Origin of the sequence: Pseudonocardia endophytica (assembly GCF_004339565.1) — a bacterium.
GTDB lineage: Bacteria > Actinomycetota > Actinomycetes > Mycobacteriales > Pseudonocardiaceae > Pseudonocardia > Pseudonocardia endophytica.
On record NZ_SMFZ01000001.1, the window covers coordinates 2,252,405 to 2,274,107 of the forward strand.

23 protein-coding genes are annotated in these 21,703 nt (G+C 72.5%); 11 read left to right on the plus strand and 12 right to left on the minus strand.

Annotated elements, in window-relative coordinates; translation table 11 throughout:
* The first annotated feature begins 23 nt into the window (after positions 1–23).
* Positions 24–290 (plus strand): hypothetical protein, encoded by a 267-nt coding sequence (locus tag EV378_RS10085; RefSeq protein ID WP_132423076.1) that lies wholly within the window; start codon positions 24–26, stop codon positions 288–290.
* On the plus strand, positions 287–1,120 hold the full coding sequence (locus EV378_RS10090; protein ID WP_132423079.1) for an MSCRAMM family protein: 834 nt from the start codon (positions 287–289) through the stop codon (positions 1,118–1,120). The genes EV378_RS10085 and EV378_RS10090 overlap by 4 nt, the downstream gene beginning before the upstream one ends.
* Before the next feature lie 2 nt (positions 1,121–1,122).
* Here the strand turns inward: EV378_RS10090 and bla are convergent, their stop codons facing one another.
* The 3 genes from bla to EV378_RS10105 all read right to left on the minus strand — a co-directional run bounded on the left by bla (position 1,123) and on the right by EV378_RS10105 (position 4,990).
* Positions 1,123–2,001, minus strand: a complete 879-nt coding sequence (gene bla / locus EV378_RS10095) for a class A beta-lactamase (RefSeq protein ID WP_132427677.1) — start codon at positions 1,999–2,001, stop codon at positions 1,123–1,125.
* A gap of 297 nt (positions 2,002–2,298) precedes the next feature.
* Positions 2,299–4,494: a catalase/peroxidase HPI gene (gene katG / locus EV378_RS10100; protein ID WP_132427679.1), complete on the minus strand. Its 2,196-nt coding sequence runs from the start codon at positions 4,492–4,494 to the stop codon at positions 2,299–2,301.
* A 25-nt stretch (positions 4,495–4,519) separates the two neighbouring features.
* Positions 4,520–4,990, minus strand: a complete 471-nt coding sequence (locus tag EV378_RS10105; RefSeq protein WP_132423082.1) for a Fur family transcriptional regulator — start codon at positions 4,988–4,990, stop codon at positions 4,520–4,522.
* Between the two features lie 107 nt (positions 4,991–5,097).
* Here EV378_RS10105 and EV378_RS10110 point away from each other — a divergent pair, with 107 nt between their 5' ends.
* The 4 genes from EV378_RS10110 (at position 5,098) to EV378_RS10125 (ending at position 8,762) form a co-directional block, all read left to right on the plus strand.
* Positions 5,098–5,979, plus strand: coding sequence for an alpha/beta fold hydrolase (locus tag EV378_RS10110; protein WP_132423085.1), 882 nt, complete (start codon positions 5,098–5,100; stop codon positions 5,977–5,979).
* A 43-nt stretch (positions 5,980–6,022) separates the two neighbouring features.
* A complete protein-coding gene (locus EV378_RS10115) occupies positions 6,023–7,018 on the plus strand; it encodes an alpha/beta fold hydrolase (RefSeq protein ID WP_207908628.1) in 996 nt (331 codons plus the stop codon).
* 9 nt (positions 7,019–7,027) lie between these two features.
* Positions 7,028–7,627: a TetR/AcrR family transcriptional regulator gene (locus EV378_RS10120; protein WP_132423088.1), complete on the plus strand. Its 600-nt coding sequence runs from the start codon at positions 7,028–7,030 to the stop codon at positions 7,625–7,627.
* Between the two features lie 685 nt (positions 7,628–8,312).
* Positions 8,313–8,762, plus strand: a complete 450-nt coding sequence (locus EV378_RS10125) for a MarR family winged helix-turn-helix transcriptional regulator (protein ID WP_132423091.1) — start codon at positions 8,313–8,315, stop codon at positions 8,760–8,762.
* Between the two features lie 22 nt (positions 8,763–8,784).
* Here EV378_RS10125 and EV378_RS10130 read toward each other — a convergent pair whose 3' ends face one another.
* The gene (locus EV378_RS10130; RefSeq protein WP_132423094.1) at positions 8,785–9,027 is read right to left on the minus strand and encodes a hypothetical protein; all 243 of its coding nucleotides are present in this window, start codon (positions 9,025–9,027) and stop codon (positions 8,785–8,787) included.
* Positions 9,028–9,164: 137 nt separating this feature from the next.
* Between EV378_RS10130 and EV378_RS10135 the strand changes: the two genes are divergently transcribed.
* Positions 9,165–10,385 carry an amidohydrolase family protein gene (locus tag EV378_RS10135; RefSeq protein WP_132423097.1) on the plus strand — a complete coding sequence of 407 codons (1,221 nt, stop codon included), beginning with the start codon at positions 9,165–9,167 and terminating at the stop codon, positions 10,383–10,385.
* Between the two features lie 4 nt (positions 10,386–10,389).
* Here EV378_RS10135 and EV378_RS10140 read toward each other — a convergent pair whose 3' ends face one another.
* The 8 genes from EV378_RS10140 to serA form a co-directional block, all read right to left on the minus strand.
* Positions 10,390–10,908, minus strand: coding sequence for a MarR family winged helix-turn-helix transcriptional regulator (locus EV378_RS10140; RefSeq protein ID WP_132423100.1), 519 nt, complete (start codon positions 10,906–10,908; stop codon positions 10,390–10,392).
* 38 nt (positions 10,909–10,946) lie between these two features.
* On the minus strand, positions 10,947–11,669 hold the full coding sequence (locus tag EV378_RS10145) for a gamma-glutamyl-gamma-aminobutyrate hydrolase family protein (RefSeq protein ID WP_132423103.1): 723 nt from the start codon (positions 11,667–11,669) through the stop codon (positions 10,947–10,949).
* Positions 11,669–12,667, minus strand: coding sequence for a glutathione synthase (gshB, locus tag EV378_RS10150; RefSeq protein ID WP_132423106.1), 999 nt, complete (start codon positions 12,665–12,667; stop codon positions 11,669–11,671). The genes EV378_RS10145 and gshB overlap by 1 nt, the downstream gene beginning before the upstream one ends.
* A gap of 29 nt (positions 12,668–12,696) precedes the next feature.
* Positions 12,697–13,410, minus strand: coding sequence for a glutathione S-transferase family protein (locus tag EV378_RS10155; RefSeq protein ID WP_132423109.1), 714 nt, complete (start codon positions 13,408–13,410; stop codon positions 12,697–12,699).
* A 24-nt stretch (positions 13,411–13,434) separates the two neighbouring features.
* Positions 13,435–14,160 (minus strand): iIsoprene-epoxide--glutathione S-transferase, encoded by a 726-nt coding sequence (gene isoI, locus EV378_RS10160; RefSeq protein ID WP_132423112.1) that lies wholly within the window; start codon positions 14,158–14,160, stop codon positions 13,435–13,437.
* A gap of 34 nt (positions 14,161–14,194) precedes the next feature.
* The gene (gene isoH / locus EV378_RS10165) at positions 14,195–14,872 is read right to left on the minus strand and encodes a 1-hydroxy-2-glutathionyl-2-methyl-3-butene dehydrogenase (RefSeq protein ID WP_132423115.1); all 678 of its coding nucleotides are present in this window, start codon (positions 14,870–14,872) and stop codon (positions 14,195–14,197) included.
* Positions 14,869–16,137: a CaiB/BaiF CoA transferase family protein gene (locus tag EV378_RS10170; protein ID WP_165922221.1), complete on the minus strand. Its 1,269-nt coding sequence runs from the start codon at positions 16,135–16,137 to the stop codon at positions 14,869–14,871. The genes isoH and EV378_RS10170 overlap by 4 nt, the downstream gene beginning before the upstream one ends.
* Before the next feature lie 305 nt (positions 16,138–16,442).
* The gene (serA, locus tag EV378_RS10175; RefSeq protein ID WP_132423118.1) at positions 16,443–17,642 is read right to left on the minus strand and encodes a phosphoglycerate dehydrogenase; all 1,200 of its coding nucleotides are present in this window, start codon (positions 17,640–17,642) and stop codon (positions 16,443–16,445) included.
* Between the two features lie 127 nt (positions 17,643–17,769).
* Here serA and EV378_RS10180 point away from each other — a divergent pair, with 127 nt between their 5' ends.
* From EV378_RS10180 to EV378_RS10195, 4 genes are all read left to right on the plus strand, one after another.
* Entirely contained in the window at positions 17,770–19,305 is a 1,536-nt protein-coding gene (locus EV378_RS10180; RefSeq protein WP_132423121.1) for an AMP-binding protein, read from the plus strand.
* A 41-nt stretch (positions 19,306–19,346) separates the two neighbouring features.
* Entirely contained in the window at positions 19,347–20,075 is a 729-nt protein-coding gene (locus tag EV378_RS10185; RefSeq protein WP_132423124.1) for a DUF6796 family protein, read from the plus strand.
* Entirely contained in the window at positions 20,045–20,935 is an 891-nt protein-coding gene (locus EV378_RS10190; protein ID WP_132423127.1) for an alpha/beta fold hydrolase, read from the plus strand. Before EV378_RS10185 ends, EV378_RS10190 begins: the two co-directional genes overlap by 31 nt.
* Before the next feature lie 159 nt (positions 20,936–21,094).
* The gene (locus EV378_RS10195; RefSeq protein ID WP_132423130.1) at positions 21,095–21,703 is read left to right on the plus strand and encodes a dihydrofolate reductase family protein; all 609 of its coding nucleotides are present in this window, start codon (positions 21,095–21,097) and stop codon (positions 21,701–21,703) included.

Genomic DNA, 21,703 nt, shown 5'->3' on the forward strand with positions numbered 1-21,703 from the left:
GCCGGAGGGACGAGGGGGCGACCGTGACCGAGACCGGCAACGGCGCGGCGCGCGACGGCGGGCCGGGCCGCAACGGCTACGCCCGCGGCTCGTTCGACCGCGAGCGCCAGGGACGCAGCGCGTACCTGGTCGGCGTGCTCGCGCGGGCCCTCTCCACACAGGTCGAGGAGATCGCGCGGCACGCGGCGCCGACACCGGACGGCTGGTGGTTCACGGAGCCGAACCGTCAGGACACCGCGACGGCCGGTGCCGCCGCACCGGCCACCGACGAGCGTGAGGAGCACCGGTGAGCGCCCCGGAGATACCCGCGACCGCGATCCGGGTGCGCGTGCTGCGTGCCGGGACCGGACGCGCCGTGCCGTCGGTGACGCTCACGGTGCTCGACGGCGAGGGCAGCCAGGTCGCGCGCGGCAACGGCGGCGACGACGGCGTGTTCCGCACCGGCCTGCCCGGTCCCGGCGACTACCTGCTGATCGCCGCGGCGGGTGGGCACGAGCCACGCTCGGCGACCGTGACGCTGCCGGACCCCGGCGAGTACGACGTCGAGCTCTCCCTGCCCGGGCGCAACGGCGGCGTGGCCGGCACGGTCACTGGGCCGGGCGGTCCGGTCGACGGCGCCACGGTCGTCGTGCACGACGTGCGGGGCGAGGTCGTCGCGACGACCGTGACCGGCGGCGACGGGCGGTACGTCGTGACCGACCTGTCGCCCGCCGTCTACACCGTCGTCGCGGTCGCGCCGGGCATGGAGCCGGTGACCGACAGCATCGTCGTGGACACGACCGGCGACACCGGTTGGGACGCCACGCTGCCCGCGCCGGTGCATGCCGGGAACGGGGCGCAGGGCCGCGGGAGGTCCGCAGGGGGCAACGGCACGCTGAGCGGCACCGCCCGCACGAAGGACGGCCGCCCGCTGGGCGACGCCCGGGTCGCGCTGCTGAACGGCGACGGCACGTCGGTGGCCGTGGCCGACACGGACGCCGAGGGCCGGTACCGGTTCGGCGACCTGCCGCCCGGCGACTACACGGTGATCACCACGGGCTACCCGCCGGTGGCCGACGTGCTGCACGTCGAGGGCGGCCAGCGCTACGACCCGGTGCTCGGGCACCCCGAGCTGACCTGATCTCACCCGCCGAGCGCGGCCAGTGCGGCGCGGGTCGCGGCCGCGATCGTCGGCTTCCCGGCCGTGCTGTCCGGATCGGACGGTGCGGTGAACACGGTGACGACGATCGGGGCCCGTCCGGGCGCCGAGACGACACCGACGTCGTTGGACTCGCCGCGGTTGCCGCTGCCGGTCTTGTCGCCGACCCGCCATCCGGCCGGGACGCCCGCCCTGATCTGGGCGGCCCCGGTCGTCGCGGCGTCCATCCAGCCGACGAGCCGGTCACGCTGCGGCGGAGGAAGCGCGTCGCCGAGCGTCAGCAGGCGCAGCGTCTCGGCGAACCGCGCGGGCGTCGTCGTGTCCCGCCCGTCGCCGGGCGCGGTGTCGTTCAGGGCGGGTTCGACGCGGTCGAAGCGGCTGAGCGGGTCGCCCAACCCCCGGACGAACGCGGTCACCGCCTGCGGGCCGCCGACCTGGGCGAACAGCAGGTTCGCGGCCGTGTTGTCGCTGACCGTCACGGCGGCCGCGCAGAGCTCGGCGACGGTCATGCCGGTGGCCAGGTTCGGCGTCGTCACCGGCGCGTACTCGAGCAGGTCGTCGCGCGTCCAGCGGATGCGCCGGTCCAGCAGCCCGGTGTCCTCGACGCTGCGGCGCAGGACGAGCGCGATGAGCGGCACCTTCGTCGTCGAGCACATGAGGAACCGCTCGTCGGCGCGGTGACCCACCGCGCGTCCGGTGCCGGTGTCCAGGGCATACAGGCCGAGGCGCCCGCCGAAGCGGGACTCGATCCCGGCGAGCTCGGCGGGATCGGGCGGTGGTGTCGACGGCACGGGCGGTGAGCTGCACCCCACCAGCGCGGCGCCGAGACCGGCGAGCAGGACGGTCCGTCGTCGGATGATCACGAGCCCACCCTGCACCGGTGGCGCGGCACACGCGTGCGCCGGGGCGCAGAACGTCGCGTCGGGCACGGGACTGGGGGCGACGACGGCGTCGGCGGCCACGCACGCGACCCCGCGAGCGCAGGCCTCGGCGCGTGGTGATCCGCAGAACGCGTGGTGATCCACGGAACGCACGGGCCCGGTCGCGCGCGTTCTCCGTCCGTCCGTGCGGACTCCTGGGCGCCGAGCGGACCTCGGCGCGGACACGACGGTGCCCGGGCCGGCAGGGCCGACCCGGGCACCGGTGTCACGATCTGGCGATCAGGCCTTGCGCTTGTCGTTCAGGTCGTAGCGGTCCAGCTGCATGACCTTGTCCCACGCGGAGACGAAGTCGCGGACGAACTTCTCCTTCGCGTCGTCGGAGGCGTAGACCTCGGCGATCGCGCGCAGCTCGGAGTTCGAGCCGAAGACCAGGTCGGCACGGGTACCGGTCCAGCCGGCCGTGCTCTGGTAGGTCTCGCCGTCACCGTTCTGCGACGACCACTCACCGCCGTTGCTCAGCAGGTTGACGAAGAAGTCGTTCGTCAGCTGCCCGACGTTCTGGGTGAGCACACCGTGCGACGAGCCGCCGGTGTTGGCGCCGAGCACGCGCAGCCCGCCGACCAGGACGGTCATCTCCGGCGCGGACAGGCTCAGCAGGTTCGCGCGGTCCACGAGCTGGAACTCGGCGGGCAGCCGGTAGCCCTTGCCGCGGTAGTTGCGGAACCCGTCGGCCGTCGGCTCCAGCGGGGCGAACGACTCGACGTCGGTCCACTCCTGCGTGGCGTCCGTACGGCCCGGCGTGAACGGCACGGTCACGTCGTGGCCTGCCGCCTTGGCGGCCTGCTCGACGCCGACCACACCACCCAGGACGATCAGGTCGGCCAGCGAGACCTTCTTGCCCTCGCCTGCGGAGGCGTCGAAGTCCGACTTGATCTGCTCCAGCGCGGTGAGCGCCTGGGTCAGCTCGGCCGGGTCGTTGACCTCCCAGCTGCGCTGCGGCTCCAGGGCGATGCGCGCACCGTTCGCGCCACCGCGCTTGTCCGAGGCACGGAACGTCGATGCCGACGCCCACGCCGTCGCGACGAGCCGGGAGACCGACAGACCGGAGTCGGCGATCTTCGCCTTCAGCGCCGCGATGTCGGCGTCGTCGACCAGCGCGTGGTCGACGGCGGGCACGGGGTCCTGCCAGATCAGCTGCTCGGACGGGACCTCAGGGCCGAGGTAGCGCTGGATCGGGCCCATGTCGCGGTGGGTCAGCTTGTACCAGGCACGGATGAACGCGTTCTCGAACTCGGCCGGGTTCTCCATGAAGTGGCGCGAGATCTGCTCGTAGACCGGGTCGAAGCGCAGCGACAGGTCCGTCGTGAGCATCGTCGGCTTGCGGGCCGGCTCGTTCGTCTCCGGGTCCGGGATCTTCGCCTCGGCGTCCTTCGCGACCCACTGGTTCGCGCCCGCCGGGGACTGCTCGAGCTCCCACTCGTAGCCGAACAGGTTCTGGAAGAACTCGTGGCCCCACTTGACCGGCGTGGAGGTCCAGGTGACCTCGAGACCGGATGTGATCGCGTCGCGGCCCTTGCCGGAGCCGAAGCTCTGCTTCCAGCCGAGGCCCTGCTCCTCGATCGGGGCGCCCTCGGGCTCCGGGCCGACGTTGTTGTTCTCGTCCGGGTTCGCCGCACCGTGCGTCTTGCCGAACGTGTGGCCACCGGCGATCAGCGCGACCGTCTCGTAGTCGTTCATCGCCATGCGGCCGAACGTCTCGCGGATGTCGCGCGCCGCGGCGACCGGGTCCGGGTTGCCGTTCGGGCCCTCCGGGTTGACGTAGATGAGTCCCATCTGGACGGCGGCCAGCGGGTTCTCCAGCTCGCGGTCACCGGTGTAGCGCTCGTCGCCGAGCCAGGTGTGCTCCGGGCCCCAGTAGACGTCCTGGTCCGGCTCCCACACGTCCGGGCGGCCGCCGGCCACGCCGAACGTCTGCAGGCCCATCGACCGGATCGCCTGGTCACCGGTGATGATCATCAGGTCGGCCCAGGACAGCTTGCGGCCGTACTTCTGCTTGACCGGCCACAGCAGGCGGCGGGCCTTGTCCAGGTTGCCGTTGTCCGGCCAGCTGTTCAGCGGCGCGAACCGCTGCATTCCGGCTCCGGCGCCGCCGCGGCCGTCCTGCACGCGGTAGGTGCCCGCGCTGTGCCACGCCATACGGATCATGAACGCGCCGTAGTGGCCGAAGTCGGCCGGCCACCAGTCCTGCGACGTGGTGAGCACCTCGTCGATGTCCCGACGCAGCTGGGCGAAGTCGATCGTGTTGAACTCGGCCGCGTAGTCGAAGTCCGCGTCCATCGGGTTCGACACGTCGGGGTGCTTGCGCAGGATCCCCAGGTTGAGCTGGTTCGGCCACCAGTCGGTATTGCCCGGCCCCTCGGTGGCGGACTGGATCAGGCCCGGGGCGACCGGGCATCCGGGCGCGTTCTCGTTCATCTGCGCTTCGACGGTGACGTGTTCGTCAGACACGGGGTGATTCCTTCCGAACTTCTGATGTGGGTGCAGCGGTGGAGCAGTCGGGGCAGAGCCCCCAGAAGACGACCTCGGCCTCGTCGATCGTGAAACCGTGGTCGTCCGACGCGGTCAGGCAGGGCGCCTCCCCGACGGCACAGTCGACGTCGGCGATCGTTCCGCAGGACCGGCACACGATGTGGTGGTGGTTGTCCCCGACCCGCGACTCGTAGCGGGCCGTCGCTCCCTGCGGCTGGATGCGCCGCACGAGCCCGGTGGTGGTCAGGACGCGCAACACGTCGTAGACCGCCTGGTGGGACACCTCGCCGAGCTGCGTCCGCACGGCACGGATGATCGCGTCCGTATCCGCGTGCGGGGCGTCGTGCACTGCGGCGAGCACGGCCAGCCGGGGCCGGGTCACGCGGAGGGCTGCTCCGCGCAACATGCTCATCAGTTCCGACGTCGGTGGCACGGGCCACATCCTGGCCCCGTTTCTGGAATGAGTCAAGAATTCCAGGTCAACCGATCGGCCCAGCGGAGATCCGGCCCGCACAGATGAGTTCCGGACGGCCGCCCGGTCCATCCGGCATGACCACGCGCACCGCGACCACGCACACGCTCTCCCTGCCCGGCGTCGAGCTCGTCCACGACGTCCACGGCCCCCTCCCGACGGCCGACGGCCGTCCGCCGATCGTGGCGATCGGCCAGCCGATGGACGCCACCGGCTTCCGAGCACTGGCCGCGCGCCTCGACGACCGCACCGTCGTCCCGTACGACCCGCGCGGCATGGGGCGCAGCGTCCGCAACGACGGCCGCACGGACAACGACCCGGAGGTCCAGGCCGGCGACGTGCACGCACTGATCGAGCACCTCGGCTGCGGTCCGGTCGACCTGTTCGCCAGCAGCGGCGGTGCCGTGACCGCGCTCGCGCTCGTCGCGGCCCACCCCGGCGACGTGCGGACGCTCGTGGCGCACGAGCCACCGGTCATCGCGGCCGTCCCGGACGCCGACGCCGTCGAACGGGCGCGGCTCGGCTACCGCGACGCGTACATGGAGCGCGGCTGGGGCGCCGGGATGGCGGCGTTCATGACGATGTCGGGCTGGGAGGGCGAGTTCACCGACGACTACTTCGCGCAGCCGGCGCCGGACCCGGCCGCGTTCGGCATGCCGACGGAGGACGACGGGTCCCGGAACGACCCGCTGCTCTCGGACCTCTCACTGGCCGTCCTGCGCTACCGCCCGGACGTCGAGGCGCTCACCGCGGCGCCCACCCGGATCGTCGTCGCCTACGGCCGGGAGTCCGCGACCACGTTCACCGGACGCGCCGCGATCGGGACGGCCGCCCTGCTCGGCACGGAGCCGGTCGAGTTCCCGAGCCACCACGGCGGGTTCATCGACGGCGAGTTCGGCTGGCCCGGCGAGCCGGACGCGTTCGCGGCGCGCCTGCGGGAGGTCCTCGACGCCGACTGAGACACGTTGCCGAGATACTTACCATTCGGTTAGTCTTCTGACCGTGATTCAGGATGCGGTCGTCCCGCCCGTGCGACGACGACGGCGCGTCCTTCTCGCCGCACTGGCCGCCGTCGTGGTCGTGCTGGTGGCGGTGCTCGCCGGGCGCGACTCCTCCCCCGTCGGCCACGTCACGTCGGCCGAGGGTGCGGATCGGTACCGCGCCGCCTACGACCGCGCGATGGCCGACCTGCCGCCGCCCGCCGCGGTGCTCGACGTCCGGACGGCGTTCGGGGTCGTGCGCGCCTACCGCTTCGCCGGCGCCGACCCGTCCGCCACACCGTTGCTCCTGCTGCCCGGGACGGCGTCCGGCGCACCGGTGTTCGCCGACAACATGCCGTCGCTGCTGGCCCTGCGCGACGTCTGGCTGGTCGACCTGCTCGGCGAGCCCGGCATGTCCGTCCAGGACCGTCCGATCACGACGGACGCGGACAAGGCGGCCTGGCTCGACGAGACGCTGCGTGGCCTGCCCCCGCAACGCTTCCACCTGCTGGGACTGTCGATCGGCGGGTGGACCGCGGTGAACCTGGTGATCCACGCACCGGACGCACCGGTCGCGAGCCTCACGCTGCTCGACCCGGTCCAGGTCTACGGCGACATTCCCCTGTGGACGGCCCTCCGCTCGGTCCCGGCGGCGGTCAGCTGGTTCCCGCGCAGCTGGCGCGACGGGTTCAACTCGTACACGGCGGGCGGCGCCCCGGTGCAGGACGTGCCGGTCGCGGACATGATCGAGGCCGGGATGAGCACGTACGCCATGCGCCTGCCGCAGCCGTCGCTCGTCCCGGAGGACCGGCTGCGCGCGATCCGCGTCCCGGTGCTGGCGATCGTCGCCGGCCGGTCGGTGATGCACGACCCGGCCACCTCGATCACCACCGCCGAGCGCGTGTTCGGACCGGAGAACGTGCGCGTGTACCCCGACGCCAGCCACGCGATCAACGGCGAGCAGCCCGATCGCGTCGCCGCCGACGTCGCGGCGTTCCTGGCCCGGATCGGCTCGTAGGATCGCCCGGTGCCACCCCGTCGGCGTTCCGGCTCCACGTTCACCGAGCGCGCCCGTCGCGACCAGCTCGTGGCGCTGACCGTCGACCTCGTCGCCGAGCACGGGTACCGCGGGACGTCGCTGCAGCGGATCGCGGACGCGGCGGAGATCTCCAAGGCCGCCGTGCTGTACCACTTCCCGTCCAAGGACGCCGTGATCGCCGCCGCGTACGAGCACGTCATCGGCGGCCTGATCACCGAGGTGGGTGCCGCCGTCGAGGCCGCGCCCGACCCGCTGGCCGCCGCGGAGACCTACGTCGACACGGTCCTGGCGCACCTCGCGGCACATCCCCGGCACGCCCGGCTCGTCGCCGAGTCGCTGCCGGACGACCGCGAGATCACCGAGGACAGCCCGAGCAGCCCACGCCGGTGGGAGACGCTGACCCGGCTGATCTCCGAGGCCGCGGAACAGGGCCTGGCCCGCGACGGCGTCGACCCCCGCACGAGCGCGATCATGCTCAACGGCGTGGTCGACGGCGTCGTGGCCGCCGCACTGGAGGACCCCTCGATCGACATCGGGGGATCCCGCGCGGCCGTGGCCGACCTGGTCCGCCGTCACCTGCGCCCCTGACCGGCGCCCCCGTTCGCACGGTGATCCGCCGTTCGCGGTCGGGATCGGCGAACGCGCGCGTCCAGCCGCGCGCGTTCCCCGGAACCGAGGACATCCGCCGGATCGGACCGCGTACGCCGGATCCGACCGCGTTCCCCCAACCAGCGCGCGTTTCCCCGGACCAGCGCGTTCTCCGGACGGGCGCTCGTCACCGGACCGGCGCTCGTCACCGGAGCAGCGCGCGTCCGCCGGACCGGCGCGCGTCCCAGCACGCGCCTCCCCGGGCACCTGTGCTCCTGCGCGGCGCCCCCGTTCGCACGGTGATCCGCCGTTCGCGGCCGGTTCCGGCGAACGCACGCGTCCGGGCACGCGCGTTCCCCGGAACCGACCGCATCCGCCGGATCCGACCGCGTTCCCCGGACCAGCGCGCATTTCACGGGACCAGCGCGCGTCCCGACATGTGCGTCCCCGGGCACATGCGCCCCTGACCGGCGCCCCCGTTCGCACGGTGATCCGCCGTTCGCGGTCGGGATCGGCGAACGCGCGCGTCCGGGCACGCGCGTTCACCGGACCACAACGCGTTCCCTGAATCACAGCGCGTCCAGCGGAACCGTGCGCGTACGCCGGGTCAGCGCGCGTCCGCCGGATCAGCGCGCGTCGGCGGCCCCGATTGTCGGCGCGGACGCCGGCCCGGCAGGCTCTCCCGATGACCGACGTCGACGAGCGCGCCGAGCAACTGGCCGAGGTCTACCTGCTGGTCGGGCCGTTGTACAGGCGGGTGCTGCGCGCCGTCGAACAGGAGCAGGAACACGATCGCGTCTCGGTGGGCGTGCGGGCGGTGCTGGACCAGATCCGCAGGCACGGTCCGCTGACCGTCCCGCAGATCGGGCGCAACCAGTCGTTGAGCAGGCAGTTCGTGCAGCGCATGGTGAACGAGGCGGCCGACGACGGGCTGGTCGAGCTCGTCGAGAACCCGCAGCACCGCCGCTCGCGCCTGGTCCGGCTCACCGACGACGGCCGTGCGGCGATCGACCGGGTCGTCGCACGGGAGCGGGCGGAGCTCAGCATGATCGCCGCGCACGTGGACGACGCGGAGATCGCGGCCACGAGACGTGTGCTGCAGCAGATGATCGACGGTCTCGCCGAGATCGAGTGACGGCGCGGATGCGGGCCGGCGGTCAGTGCAGGACGCGCACCGGCCGCCCGGCACCCCGCTCGGCCCGCAGGCTGAGGATCTCGATGCGGGCGGCGAGGCGTTCGAGCGGCTCGTCGCCGCCGCCGGTCCACGGGTGATAGAGGTCGGCGTACCAGCGTGCCTCGACGCGGGCGTCGTCGAGCAGGTCGACGCCGCCGATCCGGAACAGCTCGCCCTCGACCAGGCCGAGGGCCCAGGCGCCGCGAGAGGTGTCGTCAGGGGTCACGTCCCGGAACTCGCCGGAGCCGGGGCGGCGTTACGCACACGCGTGGCCGACCGGCTTGCACTCACCTCTTTTGCGTATCGCCGAGCGGTCACGAGGTCGTCGCCGACGATTCGCCCGGTGTACCGTCCGCCGGACGCATGAGTCATCGACTGATCACCGCGGACCGGGTCGTCACCGCACCCGGGGAGCCCGTGGTCCCGCACGGAGCCGTGCTCGTCGACGGGGACACGATCGTGGCCGTCGGAACCGCGGCCGACCTCGAGCCCGTGGCGCGGGACGCCGAACGCTGGGACGTCCGGGGCGGGACCGTGCAGCCGGGGCTGCTGAACGCCCACGTGCACCTGTCGTTCCGCGTCGACGACGACCCGGTGCCGAGCCTGCGCGACCGTGACCACGACGCGCTGCGGAGGGCGATCGCGGCGAACGCCCGCGCGTGCGTCGAGGCCGGTGTGACGACGGTCCGCGACCTCGGCGACCGCGACGGCCTGGTCTCGGCGTTCCGTGACGACGTCGCCGCCGGGCGGGCCGACGGCCCCCGGGTGCTGACGGCACAGTCGCCGCTGACCGTTGCGGGCGGGCACTGCTGGTTCCTCGGCGGTGAGATCGACGTCGACGCGCACCCGTCCGACGTCGTCCTGGCGATCCGGGACGCCGTCACGCGCCGGGCCGCCGCGGGCGCCGACGTGATCAAGGTGATGGCCGGTGGCGGCCGGATGACCCCGTCCGGTGCGCCGATGTGGCAGAGCCAGTTCGGCCTGCGGGACCTGCGCGCCGTCGTCGACGCCGCGGCCGGGCACGGACTGCCGGTGGCCGCGCACGCGCACGGCACGCACGCCATGGGCCTCGCCGCCCGCGCCGGGGTGACGACGATCGAGCACGGTGGCTGGCACACCGCCCCCGGGCCGGACGGCGGCACCGCGCACTTCTGCGACGACGCCGTCGCCGAGGCGATCGCAGCGTCCGGCGCCGTCGTCGTCCCCACGCGGTTCCGGGGCTGGCGGGACTGGCCGGCCGACGCCGGCCTGCAGGGACAGATCGACCGCACGCACTGGTCCCGCGGCCACGGCATCGCGATGATCGCCGGCAACGACGCGGGTGTCGGGCGAGGGTGGTTCGACGACCTCACCGACGCGCTGACGTACTACCGCGCCGCGGGCGTCCCCGCCGCGGAGGTCCTGGACATGGCCACGACCGGCGCCGCGGCGGCGCTGGGCGTCGGCGACCGCACCGGCCGGCTGGCCCCCGGTCTCGCCGCGGACGTCCTCGCCGTCGGCGGCGACCCGCTCGCCGACACGGACGCGCTGCGCGACGTGCGTGGCGTGCTCGCCGCCGGACGCGCCGTCCGGACGCCGGCCTGAGCTGCTACTCGAACGTCCCCAGCAGCTTGCGCAGCAGCCGTCGCAGCTGCTCCTGCTCGGCCGGGTCCAGCACGTCGAGCAGCTTCGACTCGTTCTCCATCAGATCCCCGGTCACCTCGTCGACCAGCGCCATCCCGGCCGCGGTCAGCTCGACCTCGACCTTGCGCCGGTCCGTCGGGTGCATGTGACGGCTGATCAGCCCGGCCTCCTCGAGGCGCTCCAGGCGCTGCGACATGCCGCCGGAGGTGATCAGCGCCGACGCCTGCAGCTCCCCCGCCGTGCGGCGGTACGGGGCGCCGGTCCGTCGGAGCATGGCCAGTACGTCCAGCGCGACGCGGTCGGTGCCGAACGCGTCCAGACGCTGCTTGCGGTGCCGGTCGAGATGGCGACCGATCCGCCAGATCCGGGTGACGATGCCGACCGAGGTGACGTCGATGTCCGGACGCTCGCGACGCCATCCGGCCTCGACCCGGTCGACGCGGTCCGGCGCGTCCGGCACGTCGGAGGAGGGCATGGCCGTCATCGTTCACCTCCGGACGTTTCTCCTGCGCGCCAAGTATCTCACCCCGAAGCGGTCGCACCCGGGCTCGCGGCGCGCGCCACCGACGCGACGTCGGTCATCCAGGCGAAGATCGGGTCGGAGTGGGCGAGCTGTTCCGGGTGCCACTGCACGCCGACGACGTCGCGTCCCGGCAGCTCCGCGGCCTCCACCACCCCGTCCGGCGCGTGCCCGACGGCCACCAGCCCGTTCCCCACGACGTCGACGGACTGGTGGTGCAGGCTGTTCACGGGAACCGTCGTGCCGTACACGGAGTGCAGGACGCTGCCCGGCAGGAACGTCACGTCGTGCGCGCCGTCGCGGCCGAGCGGGTGGTGGTCGAGGTGCTGCACGAGCGTCCCTCCGAAATGGACGTTGAGCAGCTGCAGCCCGCGGCAGATCGCCAGCACCGGGATCCCGCGCTCCAGCGCGGCCGCCAGCAGCGCCATCTCCCGCAGGTCCCGGCCACGGTCGTGAGCGGCCCCCGGCCGCGGCGATGCGCCGTACAGGTCGGGGTCGACGTCGGAACCGCCGGTGAGCACGAGCGCGTCCAGGCGGGCGACGACCTCGCCAGGGTCGGCCCGGACCGGGATGTGCAGCGGCAGCGCGCCCGCGTCGGCCAGCCGGTCCGCGTAGCCGGCGAAGTACACCTCGACGTCGAGCTCGTCGAGCGCGGCGGGGCCGTCGTGCGCCCCGGCGGCCGGCCGGCGCCGTCCGGAGATCCCGACGATCGGTGGAGCGGTCATCAGACGACCGTACGGCGCTTGTCCTCGCAGGACCGCTCCCACGCCTCGACGACCAGGCGCGGCAGGTCGCTGCCGGAGAGCGCGTCGATCTCCCGGATGCCGGTCGGGCTCGTCACGTTGACCTCGGTCAGCCGGTCGCCGATCACGTCGATCCCGGCGAACACGATCCCCAGCTCGGCCAGGTCCGGCGCCATCGCGGCGCACAGCTGCTTGTCCTGCGGCGTCACCTGGTCCGCGACGGCCCGTGCACCGGCCGCCATGTTGCAGCGGAACTCGCCGGGGACCGCCACCCGCCGCACCACGCCGATCGGCTCGCCGTCGAGCACGATGATCCGGCGGTCGCCGTGGTCGGCCTCGGACAGGTAGCGCTGCACGACGACCTGCCGGGTCCCGCGCAGCGTCGCCAGCTCGAGGATCGACGGCAGGTTGGAGTCGTCCGGGCGCAGCTGCAGGATGCCGCGTCCGGCCATCCCGTCGGTCGGCTTGAGCACGGCCCGCCCCCACCGCCGGACCGTCGACACGATCTCCCGCGGATCGGCGGTGACCAGCGTGTCCGGGATCAGGTCGGGGAAGCGCAGGGTGAACAGCTTCTCGTTCGCCGTCCGGAGCCCGGCCGGCTTGTTGACCATGACGACCTTCCGGTCGTCGACCTGGTCGAGCAGGTACGTCGCGTTGAGGTAGTTCCCGTCGAACGGGGGGTCGGTACGCATCGCGACGACGTCGACGTCGTCGAGCCGCACGTCCTGTTCCGGGCCGGCGCGGTACCAGTCGTCGACGGCCGTCCAGTGCCCGTCGGCGAGCTTCGCGGGAACGACCGCCACCGACCGGCACGCCGCGTACGTGCGGGTGTCGCGGATCCTCAGGCGCGCGGCCGTCGTGCACAGCAGCTCGTGACCGCGTTCCTGGGCCGCCTCCATCAGCGCGACGGTCGTGTCGTGGCCGGGGTTCAGATCCGGCAGCGGGTCGGCGACGATGACGATCCGCAGGCTGTGCGGCATCTCGATCCTTCCCCCGGGGGTCGTCGCCCTCAGCGGTCCTGGTCGGCGCCCGGGCCGCTGCGCATCAGGGTCGCGAACTGCTCGGCGGTGAACGGCGTGGAGCGCTCCGACTCCCCGGTCTTCGGGTCGGAGAGCTGCACCTTCCCGGACGGCCGGGCGGAGATCCGCTCGGACCAGGCCGCGACGTTCGGGAACTCCGCGATGTCGATCCTCTGACCCTTGGCCACCCGGACCCAGCCGAAGCAGGCGATGTCGGCCATCGAGAACTCGTCGGCCAGGTACTCCCGGTCGGCGAGCCGCTCGTCGAGCATCGCGTAGATCCGCCGGATCTCCCGTCCGTAGCGGTCCTGCGCGTAGGGGACCTCGATCCCCTGCTGCGGCGCGTAGGTCAGGAAGTGCGTGGCCTGCCCGGCCATCGGCCCGTGGTTGGCGACCTGCCAGGCCAGCCACGAGATCGCCGTCCACCGGCGCGCCGGGTCCTCCGGGAGCAGCCTGCCGGTCTTCTCCGCCAGGTACAGCAGGATCGCGGCGGACTCGAACAGCGTGATCTCGGCCCCGCCGGGGCCGTCGTGGTCGACGAGTGCGGGCACCTTCGAGTTCGGGTTGACCGCCCGGTAGGACTCGGCGAACTGCTCGCCCGCCGTGATGTCCACCCAGATCACCCGGTAGTCGAGCCCGAGCTCCTCCAGCGCCATCACGACCTTGCGGACGTTCGGCCCGGTGAAGCCGTACAGATCGATCACGACGACCCCCTGGTGGTATCCGGCCTAGACCTTGAACTCGTCGCGCAGGCGGTCCGCGTAGGCCATCAGGTTCTTCTTGCCCTTGATGTAGGCGACGCCCTCGAAGTCCGGCCACGGCTGGTCGGCGACGTGGCGGACCGTCGAGTAGATCGTGGCGTCCACCGAGCGCACCTGGTCGCCCATGAAGTAGGGCTTGTCGCCGAGAAAGTCGGACAGCGCGTCGACGTCCTCCTTCAGGCACTCGACGATGTCGTCGTGCTCGCGCAGGCCCATGCCCTGCTTGAGGTGCTGGTCGTGGATCTTGTCGCGGAACGCGAGCAGCGCGTCCTGCACCTCCTGCGGGAGCTCGTCGAGACCCGGGCCGCCGGTGATGTACGGGACGTAGACCTTGAACTTCTCGATCGTCGGCCAGCGCGGCTCGATCACGCCCGACCAGTACGTGTACTCCTCGACCATGCGCTGGAACGCCAGCGCGACGGCCCGGTCGGGAGCGGTCATGCCCTCGTCGAGATCCGCGCCGTACTTGTTCTTGACGTGCTGGATGATCCGCGTGGAGTCGTTGATCTGCTCCCCGTCGTCGATGATGTAGGGGAGCTTCGCGGTGGGCGAGTCGGTGCCCAGGGTGCCGAGGTCCTGGTTGCGGTACTCGAACGGCGTGCCGGTGAACGTCAGGTAGTTGATGGTCTTGGTGACGTAGGGGCTGATGTCCGGGAGCCCCCATGCGGGGACGTACCCGTAGATCGTGATCATTGCGTCGTTCCTCCTCGTCGAGTTGGTACCGGTGTCACCAGGGCAGGTAGGTGCCGTTCGAGTGCTGGAACCGCCCCGAGGTCTCGGGCGTGAGCTCGTCCATGTCGCGGATCAGCCCGGCGGCGGCCTCGGCCGGCTGGATGAAGTCGCCGCCGAAGCCCTTCGTCAGGTCGGTGGCGACCATCCCGGGGTGCAGCATCAGCACGCTGACCCCCTGCGGGGACAGGTCGTGGTGCAGGTTCAGGCCGACCATGTTGGCGCCGGCCTTGGAGACCCGGTAGGCGTACATCTTCCCGGATCCGTTGTCCCCCAACGATCCGACGCGGCTCGAGACGATGCCCACCTTGGACCCCTGCCCCAGCAGGTCGCGGTGCGCCTCGACCGTCCGCAGCGGACCGATCGTGTTGATCTCGAACTGGCGTCGGACGTCGTCGTAGTCGATGCTGCCCAGCTCGTCGGTGCCGAGCACGCCCGCGACGTGCAGCAGCCAGTCCAGCCGGGTGCCCGCAGCGCGCAGCCGGCCGGCCATCGCGACGACGGCCTCGTCGTCGGTGACGTCGACGCCCGGCTCGACGGCGATGCCCTGCTGCTTGAGGTCGTCGCCGTCGAACATGCAGGCGGCGATCACGTTCTCGCCCCTGCCGTGCAGCCGGAGGGCGATCTCGTGCGCGATCCCCTTGTCGCAGCCGACGACGAGTGCGGTGAGGGTCATGACGCGGCCTCCGTGGGATCGGCCGAGTCGGCCACGGCGGCCACCGCGACGGGTGCGCCGGTACCCGACGTCGTGTGCTCGTCGCCCAGCGCGCCGGACGCGACGAGCGCCGCGATCTCGGCGTCCGAGAAGCCGGCCTCGGCCAGCACCTCGGCGTTGTGCTGCCCGATCAGGGGCGCGCCGCGCGGCGGGCCGGGGACGGTGCCCTCGAAACGGGCCGCGGTGCGGGTCTGACGCAACGGTCCGGCCGTCGGGTGCTCGGACTCCAGCAGGATGTCCGACGCCAGCACCTGCGGGTGGTCGAGCAGCTCGCGGCGGCGCATGGCCGGGGCGCACGGCACGCCGTACTCGGGCAGCAGCTCCAGCCACTCCTCGGCGGGTTTCCTGTGCAGCTCGGACTGGATGAACTCGAGGCGCTCGTTGACGTTCGCGTCCCGGTCGGCCGCCGTGGCGAACCGCGGGTCGGCGATCATGTCCTCGCGCCCGGTGGCCCGGCAGAACGCCGTCCACTCGGCGTCGCGCATCGTCGAGACCGTCATGTAGTCGGTCGACGTCTCGTAGATCAGGTCGATGAAGCTGGCGGCCTTCTCCGGCTCCATCGGCTTGTCCCGGAACGTGTACGCGCCCATGTCCGACGCCCACAGGAACGCCATGACACTGTCCAGCATGGACACCCGGACGTGCTGGCCCTCGCCGCCCCGCTCCCGGGCGAGCAGCGCCGCGGTGACGGCCTGGGCGGCCGTCACCGACGTCAGCTTGTCCGGAAGCACGGTCCGGATCAGCCGGGGACGGGCCTCGTCGGAGCCGGCCTGGATCGTGGTGAGACCGGAGAGCGCCTGGACGACCGGGTCGTAGACGCGCCGCCCCGCGTACGGGCCGACCTCGCCGAAGCCGCTGATCGACAGGTAGACGACCCGCGGGTTGACGCGCCTCGCGTCCTCGTAGCCGATGCCGAGGCGGTCGACGACGCCCGGGCGGAAGTTCTGGACCACGACGTCGGCCGTCTCGTAGAGCCGCAGCAGGGCCGCGACGCCGTCGTCGGACTTGAGGTTGAGCGTCACCGACCGCTTCGAGCGGTTGATGTTGACGAACATCGCGGGCAGGTCGCCCGAGCGGTTCGGGAGCAGCCGGACGTGGTCCCCGATCCCCGGCGGCTCGACCTTGACGACGTCGGCGCCCTGGTCACCGAGGATGTCCGCGGCCCACGGCCCGGACAGCATCGACGACAGATCGACGACGCGGATTCCCTCCAGTGGACCCGGCACGCGCTCCTCCTCGCCTCGGGCCCGGCTTCCGGACGACCTCGGCCGGGCGAGCGGCAGTTAGGTTAGCGCTAAGATACTCACTCGACAACATCTTGCTCGTGAGCCTCTGAGCCGGTAGCTTTCGGCTCCGAGTGTGTCAGCGGTCACACCTGAGGGTCAGGATCCCTCCCCGACCCAGGGCGAGAGCTGCTCTCGTCCGGGCCGGGCCACGCGAGAGCTCCGCTCGCCCACCGAGCGCTCGCCCCAGGACGCGAAACGGCCCGTGCCCGCGAGGAGTCGCGGGCACGGGCCGTGAGCGGGATCCGTCAGGGCGTCCAGGTGCGCAGCCAGACCGTCTGCGGCGCGCTGCGCAGTCCGGCGAGCGTCTCGTCGGAGATCTCGGCGTCGGTGTCGGTGACGACGTAGCCGTACTCGCCGCGGGTGGACAGCGACTGCCCGACCACGTTCACCTTCGCGTCCGCGAGCGTCTGGTTGATGCCGGCCAGCACGCCCGGCTCGCTGCGGTGCAGGTAGCCCATGCGGAACGCGCCCTGCGGCTGCGGGTTGGCGACCTGCGGCATGTTCACCGACAGCGCCGTCCCTCCGCCTGCGACGAAGCCGGTCAGCTTGCCGGACACGAAGTGCCCGATCTCCTCCTGCGCCTCCTGTGTGGACCCGCCGACGTGCGGGGTGAGGATGACGTTGGCCAGGCCGCGCAGCGGGGACTCGAACTCGTCGCCCTGGGCCTTCGGCTCGATCGGGAACACGTCGATCGCGGCCCCGGACAGGTGCCCGGACTCGATGTTCTCGCGCAGCGCCACGTCGTCGACGACCATCCCGCGCGAGGCGTTGATGAAGATCGACCCCGGCTTCATGGCGGAGAACTGGTCCGCGCCGAACAGGCCGGCGTTCCCGGGGCGCCCGTCCACGTGGATGCTGACGAAGTCCGACTGCGCGAGCAGCTCCTCGATCGTCCCGACGCGACGGGCGTTGCCGAACGCGAGCCGGTCGGCCGTGTCGTAGAAGATCACCCGCAGGCCGACGGACTCGGCGACGCTGGACAGCTGCGTTCCGATGTTGCCGTACCCGACGATGCCGAGCGTGCGCCCGCGGACCTCGTGGCTGCCGCGCGCGGACTTGTCCCAGACGCCCTCGTGCATGCGCTGCGTCTTCTCGGGCAGTCGCCGGGCCAGCGCGATGATCTCGCCCATGACCAGCTCGACGACGCTGCGCGTGTTCGAGAACGGCGCGTTGAACACGGCGATGCCACGCTCGGCGGCCGCGGTCAGGTCGACCTGGTTGGTCCCGATGCAGAAACACCCGACGGCCAGCAGTTCCTTGCCGGCGTCGAGCACCTCCGCGGTGATCGTGGTGTTGGAGCGGATCCCGAGCAGCGACACCCCGTCCAGCGCGGCGGCCAGCTCGTCGGCGGGCAGGGACCCCGGACGCTCCTCGACGTCGAAGCCCTCGCGCCGGAACGCCTCGGCGGCGACCGGGTGGATGCTCTCCAGCAGGAGTACCTTCACCGATCCAGCCTAGCTGCCGACACCCCCGGGTCATGCCCCCGAACGTCGCTCACGTGGCGGCTGTCACCGCAAGGACTACGCTCGGGTGATCCGCGGCGCCGCAGCCGCACCGACCATGGAGCGCAGCATGCAGGTCCCGTTCGGCGTCCGCGACTTCATCGACAGAGCCGAGCTCGTCTACGGCGAACGGACCGGGATCGTCGACGAACCCGACCAGCCCGCCGCCCCGCTGACCGGCCTCACCTACGCGCGGGTCGCGGAGCTGGCCCGCGCCCAGGCCGCCGGGCTGGACGCGATGGGCGTCGGCGTCGGCGAGCGGGTCGCGATCGTCTCGCACAACAGCGCGCGGCTGCTGACGTCGTTCTTCGGCGTCTCCGGGTACGGACGGGTGCTGGTCCCGATCAACTTCCGGCTCTCGGTCGACGAGGTGACCTACATCGTCGAGCACTCCGGGGCGAGCCTGCTGCTCGTCGACCCGGAGCTCGAGGAGTCGCTCAAGAGCGTCCCGTGCGCGCGCACGATCGTCCTGGGCGACCACGGCGACGAGGAGATGTACCGGTTCGGCGTCGAACCGCAGGCGTGGGAGCCGGACGAGAACGCCACCGCGACGATCAACTACACGAGCGGCACGACGGCCCGCCCGAAGGGCGTGGAGATCACCCACCGCAACATCTGGGTGAACGCGACGACGTTCGCGTTGCACACCGGCGTCAGCGACCGGGACGTCTACCTGCACACGCTGCCCATGTTCCACGCGAACGGCTGGGGCATGCCGTTCGGCATGACCGGTATGGGCGGCAAGCACATCGTGCTGCGCAAGGTGGACGGTGCGGAGATCCTGCGCCGGGTCGACGAGCACGGCGTGACGATGATGTGCGCGGCACCGGCCGTCGTCAGCTCCGTGCTGGCGGCCGCGGCCGACTGGGACGGCGAGATCCCCGGCCGCGGGCGCGTCCGGATCGTCGTGGCGGGCGCGCCGCCGCCGTCCCGGACGATCGCGGAGATCGAGACCCAGCTCGGCTGGGAGTTCATCCAGATCTACGGCCTGACCGAGACCAGCCCGCTGCTGACGATCAACCGCAACCGCGCCGAGTGGGACGACCTCGAGCCGGAGGAGCGCGCCGCGAAGCTCGGCAGGGCCGGTGCACCCGCGATCGGCGTGACGATGAAGGTCGACAACGAGGGCGAGGTCCTGGCCCGCTCCAACGTCGTACTCAAGAGCTACTGGGAGCAGCCGGAGGAGACGGCGGACAAGCTCAAGGGCGGGTTCTTCCACACCGGTGACGGCGGCACGATCGGCGACGACGGCTACGTCACGATCAGCGACCGGCGCAAGGACGTGATCATCACCGGCGGCGAGAACGTGTCGTCGATCGAGGTCGAGGACGCGCTGTTCAGCCACCCGGCGGTGGCCGAGGTCGCGGTGATCGGCGTGCCCAGCGACAAGTGGGGCGAGACGATCAAGGCGCTCGTCGTGCTCGCGCCGGGCGCCTCTGCCGACGAGGCGGAGCTGATCGAGCACTGCAAGAGCAGGGTGGCCCGCTACAAGGCCCCGACGTCGGTCGAGTTCCGCGACGAGCTGGCCCGCACGGCGACCGGCAAGCTGCAGAAGTTCAAGCTGCGCGCCGAGTACTGGGAGGGTCGCGACCGCCAGGTCAACTGAGGGCTCGCCAGTCGGTGGTTAGGTTCGCCTAATCTGTACGCATGAGACGGAAGAACCTCGTGCGCGCCGCCGGGCTCGCCGGCGTGCTCGCGTCGGCGGCCTACGTGGTCGGAGACGTGCTGCTGCTCGGCCGCAAGGTCGAACCCGCCGCCCATCCCGCCCTCGTCGCGATCGACGGCGTGGACGAACCGGTGCTGTCGATGGTGCCCTCGTCCACGGCCCGACTCACCGCGGGCGCGCTGGCCGGTGTCTACGCCACGCCGCTGTACCTCGCGGCCGTGTGGCACCTGCACGAGGGCCTCGCCCCGGCCGGGCCGCGACGAGCGCTGCCACCGGCCCTGATCCTCGCCGGCGCGTGGACCTGGGCGTCGTTCGTGCACGGCTCGTTCTTCCACACCGGACAGTCCTACAAGGATCTGGAGGAGCTCGCCGACGACGCGCGGGCGCGGGAGCGGCTGCTGGCCACGGCCACGGCGTTCGAGCGCGCGACGATCAGCGCGTACGTGCCGTTCGGCGCCGCGGTCGTCGTCGCGTCCGCGCTGATCGTCGACGCCGTCCGACGCGGCGACACGGCCTACCCCCGCTGGTCGGGGCCGATCGTCGCGCCGCTGGCGCCGATCGCCGCGGCGACCGCGCTCACCGCGAGCCACGTCCTGCCCGGTCCGGCCCGGCACGCGCTGCAGGGCGCGGGGATCAGCCTCGGGAACCTGGTCAGCCTGGGCGCGAGCACCGTGCTGCTATGGCGCGACCGCCGGTCGGGGCACCGGTGAGGCACGTACAGGGCGAGCCTCGGCCGGTCCGGCTGCCGGACGGGCGCGAGCTGTACGCGACGGAGCTGGCCGCCGGGGCGGCGCCCCCGACCGTCGTGTTCGAGGCCGGTGCGGGCGCCACCCGCTCCTCGTGGGCGCTGGTGCAGCCGCTGGTCGCGGCGTTCGCGCACGCCGTCGTCTACGACCGGTCCGGAATGGGCCGCAGCGCGCCGGACCCGGTCTCGCGCACGATGCGGCGTATGGCCGACGACCTCGACGGGCTGCTCGACGGGCTCGGCGACGGCCCGTTCGTGCTGGTCGGGCACAGCGCGGGCGGTCCGATCGTCCGGCTCGCGGCGGCGGCCCGTCCGGAGCGCATCGCGGGCCTCGTGCTCGTCGACCCCTCGGACGAGGCGTCCGAGGTCCTGTTCGGACGGCCGTTCCGGATCGCCGAGAAGGTCGTCGTGCGGCTCAACCTGGCGCTCGCCCGCGCCGGCCTGCTCGGGCGCCTGTACCGGCCGATGATGCGTCGGCTGCCGCCGGATGCGCGGGCCGACATGGAGCGGGAGGGGTTCACGCCGGAGCTGGTCCGCACCCACATCGCCCAGACCCGCACGTACCTCGACGAGCTCGTCGCGTTCCGGGACGCGCCGCCGGAGCTGGGTGACATCCCGGTCACCGTCGTCTCCGGCGCCCGGACCGGGTCCGGCATGAACGCACGGACCCGCGCCGACGCCAACTCCGCGCACGCCGGGCGCGCCGCCGCGTCGCCCGCGGGTCGGCACGTGCTGGCGCACGACTCGGGCCACTACGTCCCGATCACCGAGCCCGGCGTCGTCGCGGAGGAGATCCGGAGGCTGGTCACGGTCGCCCGGACCTGACGCGACGGAGCACCGGGGCCCGGCCCGCCACCCGCACGTGATCGCCGCGGCGACGGAGCCCGCGGACGTCACCGGGCAAGGTTGCGTCGGACAACGATGAGATCCGTGTGCGACGCCGGTCCCTCCTGCCGACATCCCCGACCGGAAGGGACCACCGCCATGGCGAAGGTCGTCTCCACCCTGTTCATCACCGCCGACGGCGTCGCCGAGATCGACTTCGCCTGGCATTTCCCCTCCTTCGACGAGAACATGGGCCGCGCCGTCGGCGAGGACTACGAGCAGGGCAACGTGCTCCTGCTCGGCCGCGGGACCTACGACAGCTTCGCCGGCGCATGGCCGGACCGTGAGGCCGCGGGCGGCGAGGACGCGACGTTCGCGGCGCGCCTCGGCGACACCCGCAAGGTCGTCGTCTCCCGCTCGCCGCTCGAGTTCACCTGGCGCGGCTCCGAGCAGCTGCGGGGCGACCTCGTCGAGGCCGTCACGGCGCTCAAGGACGAGCCCGGGGTCACCGGCGTGCTCATCCCCGGCTCGATCTCGATCGTCCAGCAGCTGCTCGCCGCCGGCCTCGTCGACGAGCTCCGGCTGCTCGTGCACCCGGTGGCCGCGCGCAAGGGCCAGAAGCTGTTCGACGACGGCGCGGTGCCGTACCACCTGAAGGTCACGGCCACCGAGGTGTTCCCGACCGGCGTGATCCGGGTGATCTACGCACCGGTCGAGGCGCCGGCACCGGTGTCGTACGAGCAGGTCACGGGCCAGGGCCCGGAGTAG